The following is a 14,103-nucleotide window of genomic DNA, read 5'->3' as shown; positions in this document are numbered from 1 at the left end:
TTCTTATTTTTGTTCTTTAGTGGCATTTAATTGTATTTTGTCTGGTAAAGATTTAAGATTTGTTTCAGCAACTACAAAAGGATAGGATTTATTCTTGTCTTTATATGTAATATCTACTGTCATAACAGTTTTTTCTTCTACTGTGTCCATAGTGATTTTATCTATACCTATACCATGTTCTTTTTCTCCTCTTGTTACTATAACGTAAATCTTACCATCTAGTTTTACTGCTAAGGCTCTTTCTTCATCCTCGTACTTATCCATAATATCTAATATTTTTTCTGGAATAGATTCTCTTTGAACCATTGTAAAATCTACAGGCTTTGAAGTATCTAAAAATAATTTAGGTACAAAAACAAATCCTAAAACTATAAATAATATTAGTATTACACCATATATTACTCCTTTGATATTAAACTTAATCTCCACATTATCCCCCCTATCTCTTATAAATATATGAGGAAATAATCTTTGATAGAAGCAAAAAATTTACTTTGTTTATATGCTCAAACAATATGGTTTCACTTAAAAAAGCGTATTTAATAAAATATTAAATACGCTTTTTTATATATACTATTAGTTTAATGCTTCTTTAACTTTTTCTACTATATTCTTAGCATTTAAACCATATTTTTCTAATAATTCATTTGGTGTTCCTGACTCACCGAAGCTATCATTCACTCCAACTTTTTTAACTATTGTAGGATGATTTTCAGATACAACTTCACTTACAGCTGATCCTAATCCACCTATTATACTGTGTTCTTCTGCTGTTATTATTGCTTTAGTTTCTTTAGCAGCTTTTATTATAAGTTCTGTATCTATTGGTTTTATTGTAGACATATTGATAACTCTAGCATTTATGTTTTCTTCTTTTAACATATCTGCAGCTATTATTGCTTCGTTAACCATTATTCCACAAGCTATTATTGTAGCATCGTTACCGTCTCTAAGAACAACACCTTTTCCAATTTCAAAATTATAATCTTGTTCAAATATTGTTGGAACTGCACTTCTTCCAAGTCTAACGTACATTGGCCCATTAAATTCTGCTGCAGCAAATATCATCTTTTCAGCTTCAACTCCATCAGCTGGAACAACTACTGTCATATTTGGAATAGATCTCATTAAAGATATATCTTCCACACTTTGGTGAGAACCACCATCTTCTCCAACAGTTATACCTGCATGTGTAGCACATATTTTAACGTTTAATTTAGGATAGCATACTGAGTTTCTTATTACTTCGAACGCTCTTCCAGTTGCAAACATAGCAAATGTACTTGCAAAAGGTATTTTACCTGCTGCCGCAAAACCACAAGCAGCTCCTACTAAATTTTGCTCTGCTATACCCATGTTAAAAAATCTATTTGGATATGCTTTTAAAAAGTCATTTGTTTTAGTTGATTTAGATAAATCTGCATCTAAAACTACTACATCATCATTTATTTTGCCTAATTTAACTAAAGCTTTTCCGTAAGCCTCCCTAGTTGCTATTTTACTCATGGAAAGCACCTCCTAATTCTGATAATGCTTGTTCAAGTTGTTCCTCACTTGGTGCACTTCCATGCCATGACGCTTGGTTTTCCATGAAAGACACGCCTTTACCTTTTACTGTTTTAGCTATTATCATTGTTGGTTTGTCTACTGTATCTTTTGCCATATCTAGAGCTGCAAATATTTGGTCGAAATCATGACCATCAATAGTTATTACATTCCATCCAAAAGTCCTAAATTTATCTTCTATAGGATTAATACTCATTACTGACTCAACTTCTCCATCAATTTGAAGTCCATTATAATCAAGGAATGCTATCATGTTATCAAGCTTGTAATGAGCCGCACTCATAGCAGCTTCCCATATTATTCCTTCTTGAACTTCTCCATCTCCTAATAATGCATATACATTCCATGGAGCGTTGTCTAATTTAGCTGCCATAGCCATTCCACATGCAACAGAAAAACCTTGTCCTAATGAACCTGTTGACATTTCAACACCAGGTACCTTTTTCATATCAGGATGGCCTTGAAGCATACTTCCTAATTTTCTTAAATGATTTAACTCTTCTTTCTCAAAGTATCCTCTTTCAGCTAATGTTGCATATAAAGCTGGAGCTGCATGACCTTTTGATAAAACAAATCTATCTCTATCTTCCATTTTTGGATTTGTTGGGTCAATATTCATTTGATCAAAATAAAGAGCTGTTAAAATCTCAACTGCTGATAATGAACCTCCCGGATGTCCTGATTTTGATTTACATATCATTGAGACAATGTCTTTTCTTATTACATTAGTAATTTCATTTAATCCTTTATGGTCTCTCATGTAATTTACCTCCCTAAGTTATATACTGAGGCTATTGGTTAATTAGCCATATTGTATTTAAATCTCATTATATTATAACATCTTTATGGTGTTTTTTTGTGTTTTTTGTATATAAAACAAAAAAATTATTGATATGCTACTATATCAATAATTTTTTATACGCTAAATAAATCTAAACTTATTTGCAGTCCATTATTTACTTTTAGCATAGTTTTATTATCTAGATAACCTATTTTTTCTCTCAGCCGCTTTTTGTCTATGGTTCTAATTTGCTCTAAGAGAATTACAGAATCTTTATTAAGTCCATATTCACTGGAACTTATTTCTATATGAGTAGGCAATTTTGCTTTATTAATCTGGGATGTTATAGCAGCAATTATAACCGTCGGGCTATATTTATTTCCTATATTATTTTGGATTATTAAAACAGGTCTAACGCCTCCTTGCTCCGAGCCAATAACTGGACTTAAATCTGCATAAAATAAATCTCCTCGCTTAATATCTAAGCCAAGATTATTCAACTTTGGCTATATCTCCTTCAGAATCATCATCCAAAGATACGTCATCTGTCATACCAAGCTCTGCTAATGATAAGTTGATTTTAGCCATTTCTTTATAACCCTTTATCATACTTTCTTTTAAGTTAATTTTCTTTTTTTGGGTTATATAAAACTGAAAAGCAGCCTTTGCAAAATCTTCCCTATTACTATTTTCCATCTGAACTATTTGATCCACCTCAGATAAAATATAGTCGGGTAAAGTAAACATAATTTTTTCTTTATTTTTATTGCTCACAAAATCGCCTCCCAGAGAACAATATCTCTTATATTTTATCAGATTCCTAACTAATTGTAAAATTGCATTTGTTTCCATATAAGTACGTTCATTTGTCGTGTATTTAGTAAGCAAAATTAAATTTATTTTTCTCTTATTTTAATTTTTATACACCTCATGTTAAATATTATAACCTACACAACTTTTTTTATGTCTCAAATAATAGTTTTTGGAGCAAAAATTTACTATACAACTTATTCATTAATAATAGCTTTGTTATGACTTTTAATATCTTTTTTATTTTTGTAAAACAAATTATTATGTCATCTAGATTTCTCTTAAGTTGTTTATACTACTTTTTTTATTTTTCATACTTAAAATCTTCATATGTTACTATAAATATAGGTTTATCTTCATTATCTAGTATTTCCATTTTATTTGGATTTTTAGTCTTATTGTCTACATATAAAATTTGTTTATTGAAATATTTATTATCGCCTGGTATTTCTGTTTCTATTTTTAATTCACGTTCTGTAACTTCTAAAATTATTGATTCATTTTGCATATAGTTTTTTATAAAATCTCCAATAAATAAATAATGACTATCATTATTTATATTAGGAAGTTCTATTGTATCATTAATACTAGGGTTACTAACTAGAACTTTATCCCCCTTATATTCAATAGTTTTTCCTTGCAAATTCTTTGGTGACTTGACTTCTAACTTATAATAATCCGGTTTTTTATATGTGTGTTTAAAAATATAGGTAGTATTCTCCTTATTACCTATAGCTTCTACTTTTGCAGTACAAGTATATGATTCAATTTTTGAAATTTGGTTTTGAAAATCCTCATATACTTCTTCCTTTGTATATTCTTTTCTTCCACATCCAACACTATATAGAGTAATTATTGAAATAATTATTATTAGTAACGAATACCACTTATTTTTCACAAAGTACCTCCTAATTTATTTTTATTCATTGGTATATTTAAATATATCTTATTTTTACGTTGTAATTGTTATAGCATTTGCAACAGCATAGTTCTCACTATGAGATATGCTTACCTTTATTTCTAAAACACTATATTGTATGCAAATCTGTTCCAAATTATTATAAGTTTTTACTATAGGCTTCCCTAAATCATTTCTAAGTATTTCTATATCTTTAAAATTATAACCCCTTATGCCCAATCCCAAGGATTTACTAATAGCTTCTTTTGCTGCAAAATTACCAGCTATGGTTTGAGGATTATTCCCCTTTCCCTCAAACATTTCTATTTCTCTTTCTGTGAATATTTTTTTTAGAAAATCACCTCTTTTATTTAATGCATTTTTAATTCTCTCTACTTCTATAATATCTGTCCCTATATCTAAAATATTCATTTTTTCCTCCCATAAATTATCTCTAATATAATTATCATACCTTATTATAAGCAATTCTATTACCATTAATAATATTTTTACTAAATATTAGTTTTAGACAAAATAAAAAGACTAGGAGTATTCCTAGTCTTTTTATTTAATATTATATTCTAGTTTTAAAGCCCACAGGCTTAATCGTTCCATTTAGCAGACTCAGTTAGTATAGTAGTTTTTTCTTTACTAACAGTCATGAAACCACCAGATATTTGGCCAGATTTGAACTTGCCATCTTTTTTTATTCTTAATTCTCCATCAACTAAACCAACAACGAAAGGTATATGGTCTTTTAATATAGCCCTATCACCTTGTGTTGTTCTAGTTATCACCATTTCAACCTCGCCTTGGTAAAAAACTTCACTTGGAGTAACTATTTCTAATGCAAATATATTTGCCATGACCTATCTACTCTCCTTTGCTTTCGCAACAGCTTCATCTATTGATCCAACAAATAAGAATGCTGATTCTGGTAAGTCGTCATGTTTTCCTTCAAGTATTTCTTTGAAACCTCTTACAGTTTCTTTAACTGGTACATATTTACCTGGGAATCCTGTAAATTGTTCTGCAACTGTGAAAGATTGAGAAAGGAATCTTTGTATCTTTCTTGCACGAGCAACTATTACTTTATCCTCATCAGATAATTCATCCATACCAAGTATAGCTATTATATCTTGTAATTCTTTATATCTTTGAAGTATAGATTGCACTCCTCTGGCTACTGCATAATGTTCTTCACCAACTATTTTAGGGTCTAATACTCTAGAAGTTGATTCAAGTGGATCAACTGCAGGGTATATACCTAGAGATGCTATAGATCTAGATAAAACTGTTTTTGCATCTAAGTGAGCAAATGTTGTTGCTGGCGCTGGGTCAGTTAAGTCATCCGCAGGTACATAAACAGCTTGAACAGATGTTATAGATCCTTTCTTAGTTGATGTTATTCTTTCTTGTAAGTTACCCATTTCTGTAGCAAGCGTTGGTTGGTATCCAACTGCTGAAGGCATACGTCCAAGTAGGGCAGAAACTTCTGAACCTGCTTGTGTGAAACGGAATATATTATCTACGAATAAAAGAACGTCTTGATTTTGTTCATCTCTGAAATACTCAGCCATAGTAAGTCCAGATAAGGCAACCCTCATTCTAGCTCCTGGTGGCTCGTTCATTTGTCCGAATACTAGAGCTGTTTTATTTATAACTCCAGAATCTTTCATTTCATGGTAAAGATCGTTACCTTCTCTTGTTCTTTCTCCAACACCTGCGAATACTGATATACCACCGTGTTGTTTAGCTATATTGTTTATAAGTTCTTGTATAAGAACTGTTTTTCCAACTCCAGCACCACCGAATAGACCTATTTTACCACCTTTTAAGTATGGTACTAGTAAGTCAACTACTTTTATACCTGTTTCAAGTATTTCAGCAGTACTTGCTATATCATTATACTCTGGTGCCGATCTATGTATAGGCAACTCCGGTGCATCTTTTGGCGCTGGTGCATCATCAACTGGTTCTCCAAGAACGTTGAATATTCTTCCTAATGTAGCATCTCCAACAGGAACACTTATTGGTCTTCCTGTATCTATTGCTTCCATTCCTCTAACTAGTCCATCTGTAGCACTCATTGATATACATCTAACTGTATCATCACCTATATGTTGTGCAACTTCAGCAACTATTTCTTGATCTCCTAACTTTATAACTAATGCGTTTAATAAGTTAGGTAGGCTATTTTCATTATCAAACTTAACATCTAGTACAACACCTACGATTGATACTATTTTCCCTACGTTGGCCATTTCCTAACCTCCTTATTTTAGAGCCTCTACTCCGCCTACTATCTCTGTTATTTCTTGAGTTACAGCTGATTGTCTCGCTCTGTTGTAACTCAACTCTAAATTAGATAGCATTTCGTCTGCATTATCAGTTGCTGAACTCATGGCAGTTCTTCTCGCAGCTTGTTCTGATGCGAAAGATTCTATAACTCCATCATAAACTATACCAGAAACATATTTAGGTATTATGTGGCCTAAAACAACTTCTGCCGATGGTAAATATTGAACTCTAGCTCCTTTTGCAGCTTGCTCTTTTGTTTCCTTATTTTCTTCTTTTTCAAATGCTAAAGGTAGCACTTTTAACAATTTTGGACTTTGAGTTAAAGGAGATACAAATTCTGTATATACCATATATACTTCATCAATTTCACCTTTTTTATATAAATCCATAGCTTTCTCTGCAAAAGCTAATGTTTCATCATAGTCACATTTTTCAACACTTTCTGCTGACTTTAATATGTCATAACCTCTTTTTTGGAAAAATTCCGTAGCTTTTTTACCTACAGTCATAACTTTTTCTTTTTTTCCATCCATATGACTAAGTGTTAATTTCATTATATTCGAGTTATATCCTCCTGCAAGTCCTCTATCCCCTGCAACAATAATATAACATCTATTTTTTACTTCTCTTTGTTTTAAGAATACATTTCTAACGCCACGAGTACTTGTAGCTATATCCTTCACTGTATCGTACATTGTTCCAAAGTACGGTCTAGCTGCTAAAGCTCTATCTTTTGCTTTTCTCATTTTTGAAGAAGCAACAAGTTCCATAGCTTTAGTAACCTGCTTTGTACTATTAACACTGTTAATACGCGTTTTAATCTCTTTAATTCCAGCTCCTGCCAATTAATTTACCTCCTTTTGTAAAAAGGATTACGCTTCAACAACAAACTTTTTCTTAAATTCTACTATTGCGTTTGTTAAATCAGAAGAGAAATCTTCTGCTGCTAATATTTTTTTAGATACTTCTGGATAGTTTTCATCCACAAATCTGAATAATTCTTTTTCAAATCTTGATACATTACTTACTGGTATATCTTCTAAGAAGTTATTTATAACAGCAAATATTATCATAACTTGGTCTTGAACTGCTATAGGGTCAGTTTCATTTTGTTTTAAAACCGCAACTATTCTTTCCCCTTGAGCAAGTCTCTTCTTAGTATCTTCGTCTAAGTCTGATCCAAATTGAGAGAATGATGCAAGTTCTCTATATTGTGAGTAAGCAAGTTTTAATGTACCTGCAACTTTTTTCATTGATTTAATTTGAGCATCACCACCAACCCTTGATACTGATATACCAGGGTCAACTGCTGGTCTTATACCTGAATAGAACAATTCTGGTTGTAAGTATATTTGTCCATCAGTTATTGATATAACGTTAGTTGGTATATATGCAGAAACGTCTCCTGCTTGAGTTTCTATGATTGGAAGTGCAGTCATAGATCCTCCACCTAATTCATCAGATAACTTAGCAGCTCTTTCTAGTAATCTTGAATGTAGGTAGAATACATCTCCTGGATAAGCTTCACGTCCTGGTGGTCTTCTAAGTAGTAATGACATCTCTCTGTAAGCAACTGCTTGTTTACTTAAATCATCATATACTATTAGAACATGTTTACCATTGAACATGAACTCTTCACCCATTGCAGCTCCTGCATATGGTGCAAGGTATTGAAGTGGTGCAGATTCAGAAGCTGTAGCTGATACAACTATTGTGTAATCCATTGCTCCACCTTTTTCTAATGTACTAACAAGTTGTGCAACTGTAGAACGTTTTTGTCCTATTGCAACGTATATACATATAACATCTTTACCTTTTTGATTTAATATAGTATCTATAACTATAGAAGTCTTACCAGTTTGTCTATCACCTATGATAAGTTCTCTTTGTCCTCTACCTATTGGTATCATAGAGTCTATAGCTTTTATACCAGTTTGTAATGGTTCACAAACTGATTGTCTTGCCATTATACCAGATGCTTTATTTTCAACTGGTCTTGTTTTATCAGTATTTATAGGTCCTTTACCGTCTATAGGTAAACCAAGTGGACTTACAACTCTACCTATTAATGCTTCTCCAACAGGAACTTCAACTATTCTTCCTGTTCTTTTAACTATATCTCCTTCTTTGATTCCACTGTCATCACCAAATATAACAGCCCCAACAACATCTTCCTCTAAGTTAAGGGCCATTCCATATACCTCTCCAGGGAATTCTAAAAGTTCACTAGACATTACGTTTTCTAGTCCATATATAGTTGCGATACCGTCACCTACTTTTAGTACGCTACCAGTATCAGTCATTTCTATTTTATTATCATAATTCTTAATTTGTTGTTTAATTATAGAACTTATTTCTTCAGGTCTTAAGTTCATGGGTTCACCGCCCTCCTAAGAAATTACTTGAGAAAGTTGGTCTTTTATATTATCTAAACGAGTTTTTACAGATCCGTCAATTTGAGTATTTCCTAATCTTACTAAAACCCCACCTAATATACTTTGGTCAACTTTATTCTCTAAAGTAACATTTTTATTATATTTTTTTGAAAGTTTTTCTTCAAGTTCTTTAACCTTATTATCAGTTAAAGGAATGGCACTTATTACAGTACCTTCGATTATATTATTTTTATCATTTAGTAATTGCTTAAATGTTAATTCTATTGATTTTAAAGAAGATATTCTTCCCTTCTCAACTAGTATTTTTAAGAAATTTTTTAAGTTATTATTTATTTTATTATTAAATAATGATTCAATTAGTTTAACCTTTTCGATTTTAGCTACTAAAGGCGATCTTAACACATTATCTAAATCCTTATTATTTTTTACTGTCTCTACTACATTGTGTAATTCATTATAAATTTCTTTAGTGATATTTTCATCTTCACTTAGTTGGAATAGGGCTTCTGCATATCTGTTAGCTATTATATCTATCATTTAGCTTCGCCCACCTCTTCGATAAATTTGTTTATCATTTCCTCATGTTTAGCTTGGTCAATATCTTCTTCAATTACCTTAGAAGCAGCAAGTATAGCTATGTTAGAAATATCATTTTTAAGTTCATTCATAACTTTTTCTTTTTCTTGTGCTATATCTTTATTAGCTCTTTCTTTTAAGTTAGTTGCTTCTTCTTTTGCAGTAGATATTATTTCATCAGACTTTTGCTCAGCTCTAAAAGTTGCTTGCTTAATGATTTCTTGACCTTCATTTTTAGCAATTGCAAGTTTTTGTTCATATTCAGCTTTAAAAGCTAAACCTTCACTTTTTGCTTGCTCTCCTGTAGCTATATCTGTTTTTATTGCCTTTTCTCTAGCATCTATTATATTCAAAACTGGTTTGAATAAAATTTTTCTTAGTATCCAAAATAAAACAATTGTATTTACTATCTGAATAGCTAATTCCCAAGTTATGGTTACTACTGGTTTAACACCCATCTACTAATCCTCCTTTCCATCATCCATAATTTATAGTTAGGAGAGTAATTTATAATTTCTCCTAACTATAAAATCTTATTACAAATCATCTTCAATTCTATACCCATGGATTAGCGAATATTAAGATTATAGATATAACAAGACCATATATACCTGTAGACTCTGCAACTGCAGCACCTAATAGCATTGTAGAGATTATATCTCCTTTAGCTTCTGGTTGATTACCAACAGCTTCTGCACCTTTACCAGCTGCATATCCTTGACCTATACCTGCACCTATACCAGCTATAACTGCTATACCTGCACCTATTGCAGAACCTGCTATAGCGATTCCTTGTTGTAAAGTAGTAATTTCCATAATTTTAATCCTCCTCGAATTTTAACTTTTATTTTTTATTATTATTCTAATATGCCAATATTTAATTTGCATATATTTTTACTCTGTTGAGTTTGAAACAAATACCATTGTTAGCATTATGAATATAAATGCTTGTAAACATCCTGCAAATAAATCAAAGTAGAAATGTAATGGTACTGGTATTAATAGTTGTAAAAATGGAATTGAAACATTTGGTATCAATGATGATATAAATGCTAATAATTGATAAAGTAATCCCATAATTACTGTTCCTCCTAAAATATTACCAAATGGACGGAATGTAAGCGATATTGGTCTAGCAAATTCACCTACTATGTTAAGTGGTAATAATAACGGAACTGGTTCTAATAAACCTTTAAAGTATCCTGGTCCTTTAGCTTTAACCCCTTCATAGTAAATTAAGAAGCAAGTAATTAAAGCCCAGGCTAAAGTTGTGTCTACATCAGTAGTTGGCGACTTAAAACCTAATAAACCAATCAAGTTGGAACATACGAAGAAAAGAAATAAAGATCCAATATAAGGGAATATATTAGGCATTCTTTTTTCTATATCATCACCCATGTTTCCATGAATAAGGCCTCTAAGTGATCCAACGGCATACTCTAACATAATTTGTCTTTTTGTAGTTGGTACTGGTTGAAGATTCCTTGTTAATAAAAATGCTACTACTATTAACCCAACCATTATAATCCAACTAGTTACAACAGTTTCACTAATCTTAAAACCATTTGCAAATTCAATGACCCATTGTGTATACTTCACTTATTTATACCTCCTTTCTCGATATTCTTGATATTATAAGTTTTTTTATAAATATAACAATCTGAGTACTTATTAATCCTAAGACTGTCCCTATAACATGTATATTTGGATTTTTCACTGAAACAAATAAAACTACTGCTACAATAAACATCCTTATCAAATATCTAATTCCGGAATAAGCTTGAGCTTTTCCTGGTGGCATGTCTGCTGCTTTTTCCAAGGTAATTGCTAATAACCTAAAATTAAGTATGGCAATTATACTACCAAAAACAACTCCCAATATTACATGGATTGGTTGTTTAGAAACAACTAAAGATATTATTCCTATTATAATGGCATATATACATATACCCTTTGTTATTTCTTTAACTTCTTGTTGTACTTTTATATCCATATTCTATCACTTCCTTTTTGTGTATCCAATTACAGTTTTATATACAGACATAAAAGCTCCTCCTACTCCCAATACTAAAAATATTAGCATGAAAATAGGTTTTGTATTCAATTTATCATCGATAAATTTGCCTATAAAAAAACATCCAAATATGGAAACAACCATCATAATACCTAGCTGACTTATTAAAGAAAGCATTTGTGCTATTTGTGCACCTGTACTTTTTTTATTACTCATATAAAACTATGCTCCTCTATACTAAGAATATAGTTATTTTATCTATAATAAGGAATCTATTTAAGCAATAGATTCCTTAAGATATACTATTTAGTACCAAATAATCTATCTCCAGCATCTCCTAATCCTGGAACTATGTATCCGTGATCATTTAATTTTTCATCTATAGCTGCTACATATATATCTACATCATTGTGATATTTTTGTACTTCAGCTATTCCTTCTGGAGCTGCAACTAAGTTGACTAGCTTTATACTTTTTGCTCCTTTTGCTTTTAAAACATCTATAGCTGCCACTGCTGAACCACCTGTTGCAAGCATTGGGTCAACTACTATCATTTCTCTTTCATCTATATCTTGTGGAAATTTAGAGTAATATTCAACTGGCTTTAATGTCTCAGGATCTCTATAAAGACCTAAATGACCAACTTTAGCTGCTGGTATTAAGCTTATAAATCCATCAACCATTCCAAGTCCTGCTCTTAATATAGGTACTATTCCTAATTTTTTACCTGATATCATTTTTTGAGTAGATTTTACAACAGGTGTTTCTATTTCTACATCAACTAATTGTAAATCTCTAGTAACTTCGTATCCCATTAACATTGTTATTTCTGTTAATAATTCTCTAAAGTCTTTAGACCCAGTTTCTTTATCTCTCATTATTGTTAATTTGTGTTGTATTAACGGATGATCCGTAACTATAACTTTGCTCATTACTATTAAACCTCCTATTTATTATGCTTTTTTTCTATATCAACTATCATGTTAACTCTTCTTAAATGTCTATCTCCTTCAAATTCTGTATTAATCCAAGCCTCTACTATTTCTAATGCAAGACCTCTTCCTAATACTCTTTCTCCTAGAGATAACATATTTGCATTGTTGTGTGCCTTAGACATTTTTGCTGAAAAAACATCTGAAACAACAGCACATCTTATACCAGGAACTTTATTTGCTGCTAAAGATATACCTATTCCTGTTCCACAACATACAATTCCATAATCTACTTCTTTTGAAATAACTGCATTTGCAACTTTCTCCCCATATATTGGATAATCTACTGAATCTTGTGCATTATTCGTGCCAAAATCTATGTAGTCTATTCCTTTCGATTTTAGAAAATCAATAATATCTGATTTTAAATTAAATCCTCCATGGTCACATCCCAAACCTATTCTCATAATTAGAACTCCTTTTTAGTATGTAAAGTAATTATATTTTAAAACTTGTGATAATTATTCCAATCACACAGCATTTTTTATGTTTGATTTTTTTTTAACTAGTTTATTTAATTATACATAATTTTTTATTAATACTCCATAGAAAAGCACAACTTTTTTTAATATTTTATTAGTTTTTATTTGAATCCAATACATATTTTACCAATCTAACCAAAATTTGTATTTATTTCTTGTTAAAATACTATTGATAATTTTATAATGATTATTTTTTAACTTTTCCACTTCATACTTTTATTATTTTATACTTTTATTATTTTATACCCAGCAGATTTAAGTAGCCTATTCATTATAGCTCTACCAACCCCCAAATTTGAAAATTCCTCTGTATATACAATATCGTATTTGCCCTCATCTGCAGTAATAAGTGAATTAAATAAATTCGAAGCAACTTCTTCCAAATTTCGACCTAATACTATTGTATCACACTTATATTTATTATTATTTTCTTCCAAACACATAACTGCACATTTTAATCCTTTTTTAGATCCATCATAAGACAATTCATTTACTTTTTTTACGACATTATCTATATCACCTGATACAATATATACATCTGCATTTGGTGAGTAATGTTTATATTTCATCCCAGGTGCCTTTGCCTTGATATTATCTTCTTTATTCTCTAAAGCTGGATCAATATTTACCTGACCAATAACACTTTCTAAATCTTCTTTTGTAACACTACCTGGTCTTAATATAGTAGGAATATCATTTGTTAGGTCTAGTACTGTTGATTCTAGACCAAAGGGGCAATCTCCTCCCAAAATAATTCCATCTACTCTATTGTTCATTTCTTCATGTACATGCTTTCCTCTTGTAGGTGATGGTCTTCCTGAAATATTAGCAGATGGAGCAGCAATTGGCAATTTAACTTCTTCTAAAAGAGCCTTTGCAATAGGATTAGAGGGCATTCTAATTGCAACTGTGTCTAAACCACCACTAGTTCTCATCGGCACTATATCTTTTTTCTTCAATATAATAGTTATTGGACCTGGCCAAAATTTATTCATTATAATTTGTGCATTTTCATTAATATCTTTTGCTAGGTCATTAACTTGTTTTTTATCATATATATGTACTATTAGTGGATTATCACTAGGTCTCCCTTTTGCCTCATAAATTTTACTTACAGCATTTTCATCAAGAGCATTTGCACCTAATCCATAAACTGTTTCTGTAGGAAATATTACTGTTTTTCCTTCTTTTAGTATTTTCGCTTGTTTTTTTATTTCATCTTTGTTTATATGTTTCTCATCAATTCTACTTATAAATGTCATCTTGCTTATCACTCCCTTCTTAAGT

General features: G+C 31.0%; 20 protein-coding genes. All 20 read right to left on the bottom strand.

Annotated features, from left to right (window positions below):
* Positions 1 to 3: 3 nt before the first annotated feature.
* A complete protein-coding gene (locus tag TEGL_RS01270; RefSeq protein WP_018591917.1) occupies positions 4 to 429 on the bottom strand; it encodes a hypothetical protein in 426 nt (141 codons plus the stop codon).
* A 147-nt stretch (positions 430 to 576) separates the two neighbouring features.
* On the bottom strand, positions 577 to 1,506 hold the full coding sequence (locus TEGL_RS01265; protein ID WP_018591918.1) for a transketolase family protein: 930 nt from the start codon (positions 1,504 to 1,506) through the stop codon (positions 577 to 579).
* Positions 1,499 to 2,326: a transketolase gene (locus TEGL_RS01260; RefSeq protein ID WP_018591919.1), complete on the bottom strand. Its 828-nt coding sequence runs from the start codon at positions 2,324 to 2,326 to the stop codon at positions 1,499 to 1,501. The genes TEGL_RS01265 and TEGL_RS01260 overlap by 8 nt, the downstream gene beginning before the upstream one ends.
* A gap of 155 nt (positions 2,327 to 2,481) precedes the next feature.
* Positions 2,482 to 2,847: a type II toxin-antitoxin system PemK/MazF family toxin gene (locus TEGL_RS01255; protein WP_018591920.1), complete on the bottom strand. Its 366-nt coding sequence runs from the start codon at positions 2,845 to 2,847 to the stop codon at positions 2,482 to 2,484.
* Positions 2,840 to 3,121, bottom strand: a complete 282-nt coding sequence (locus TEGL_RS01250; RefSeq protein WP_018591921.1) for a hypothetical protein — start codon at positions 3,119 to 3,121, stop codon at positions 2,840 to 2,842. Before TEGL_RS01250 ends, TEGL_RS01255 begins: the two co-directional genes overlap by 8 nt.
* Positions 3,122 to 3,461: 340 nt before the next feature.
* A complete protein-coding gene (gene gerS / locus TEGL_RS01245; RefSeq protein WP_018591922.1) occupies positions 3,462 to 4,055 on the bottom strand; it encodes a germination lipoprotein GerS in 594 nt (197 codons plus the stop codon).
* 54 nt (positions 4,056 to 4,109) lie between these two features.
* On the bottom strand, positions 4,110 to 4,487 hold the full coding sequence (gene acpS / locus TEGL_RS01240) for a holo-ACP synthase (RefSeq protein ID WP_018591923.1): 378 nt from the start codon (positions 4,485 to 4,487) through the stop codon (positions 4,110 to 4,112).
* 170 nt (positions 4,488 to 4,657) lie between these two features.
* A complete protein-coding gene (locus TEGL_RS01235; RefSeq protein WP_018591924.1) occupies positions 4,658 to 4,921 on the bottom strand; it encodes a F0F1 ATP synthase subunit epsilon in 264 nt (87 codons plus the stop codon).
* Between the two features lie 3 nt (positions 4,922 to 4,924).
* A complete protein-coding gene (gene atpD, locus TEGL_RS01230; protein ID WP_018591925.1) occupies positions 4,925 to 6,319 on the bottom strand; it encodes a F0F1 ATP synthase subunit beta in 1,395 nt (464 codons plus the stop codon).
* Positions 6,320 to 6,331: 12 nt separating this feature from the next.
* Positions 6,332 to 7,201 (bottom strand): ATP synthase F1 subunit gamma, encoded by an 870-nt coding sequence (gene atpG, locus TEGL_RS01225; RefSeq protein WP_018591926.1) that lies wholly within the window; start codon positions 7,199 to 7,201, stop codon positions 6,332 to 6,334.
* Between the two features lie 27 nt (positions 7,202 to 7,228).
* Positions 7,229 to 8,731: a F0F1 ATP synthase subunit alpha gene (atpA, locus tag TEGL_RS01220; RefSeq protein ID WP_018591927.1), complete on the bottom strand. Its 1,503-nt coding sequence runs from the start codon at positions 8,729 to 8,731 to the stop codon at positions 7,229 to 7,231.
* A 15-nt stretch (positions 8,732 to 8,746) separates the two neighbouring features.
* Positions 8,747 to 9,289 (bottom strand): F0F1 ATP synthase subunit delta, encoded by a 543-nt coding sequence (locus TEGL_RS01215; protein ID WP_018591928.1) that lies wholly within the window; start codon positions 9,287 to 9,289, stop codon positions 8,747 to 8,749.
* Complete coding sequence (gene atpF / locus TEGL_RS01210) at positions 9,286 to 9,786, bottom strand: F0F1 ATP synthase subunit B (RefSeq protein WP_018591929.1); 501 nt, start codon at positions 9,784 to 9,786, stop codon at positions 9,286 to 9,288. Before atpF ends, TEGL_RS01215 begins: the two co-directional genes overlap by 4 nt.
* Before the next feature lie 97 nt (positions 9,787 to 9,883).
* Entirely contained in the window at positions 9,884 to 10,144 is a 261-nt protein-coding gene (gene atpE, locus TEGL_RS01205; RefSeq protein WP_018591930.1) for an ATP synthase F0 subunit C, read from the bottom strand.
* A gap of 78 nt (positions 10,145 to 10,222) precedes the next feature.
* On the bottom strand, positions 10,223 to 10,927 hold the full coding sequence (gene atpB, locus TEGL_RS01200; protein WP_018591931.1) for a F0F1 ATP synthase subunit A: 705 nt from the start codon (positions 10,925 to 10,927) through the stop codon (positions 10,223 to 10,225).
* 4 nt (positions 10,928 to 10,931) lie between these two features.
* Entirely contained in the window at positions 10,932 to 11,321 is a 390-nt protein-coding gene (locus TEGL_RS01195; RefSeq protein WP_018591932.1) for an ATP synthase subunit I, read from the bottom strand.
* Positions 11,322 to 11,327: 6 nt separating this feature from the next.
* Entirely contained in the window at positions 11,328 to 11,558 is a 231-nt protein-coding gene (locus TEGL_RS01190; RefSeq protein WP_018591933.1) for an AtpZ/AtpI family protein, read from the bottom strand.
* Positions 11,559 to 11,644: 86 nt separating this feature from the next.
* Positions 11,645 to 12,274 carry a uracil phosphoribosyltransferase gene (upp, locus tag TEGL_RS01185; RefSeq protein WP_018591934.1) on the bottom strand — a complete coding sequence of 210 codons (630 nt, stop codon included), beginning with the start codon at positions 12,272 to 12,274 and terminating at the stop codon, positions 11,645 to 11,647.
* A 14-nt stretch (positions 12,275 to 12,288) separates the two neighbouring features.
* A complete protein-coding gene (gene rpiB, locus TEGL_RS01180; protein ID WP_018591935.1) occupies positions 12,289 to 12,741 on the bottom strand; it encodes a ribose 5-phosphate isomerase B in 453 nt (150 codons plus the stop codon).
* 299 nt (positions 12,742 to 13,040) lie between these two features.
* Entirely contained in the window at positions 13,041 to 14,078 is a 1,038-nt protein-coding gene (locus TEGL_RS01175) for an L-threonylcarbamoyladenylate synthase (RefSeq protein ID WP_018591936.1), read from the bottom strand.
* Between the last annotated feature and the right edge of the window lie 25 nt (positions 14,079 to 14,103).

The organism is Terrisporobacter glycolicus ATCC 14880 = DSM 1288, assembly GCF_036812735.1.
GTDB lineage: Bacteria > Bacillota > Clostridia > Peptostreptococcales > Peptostreptococcaceae > Terrisporobacter > Terrisporobacter glycolicus.
This window is presented reverse-complemented; position numbering and strand designations above follow the sequence as displayed.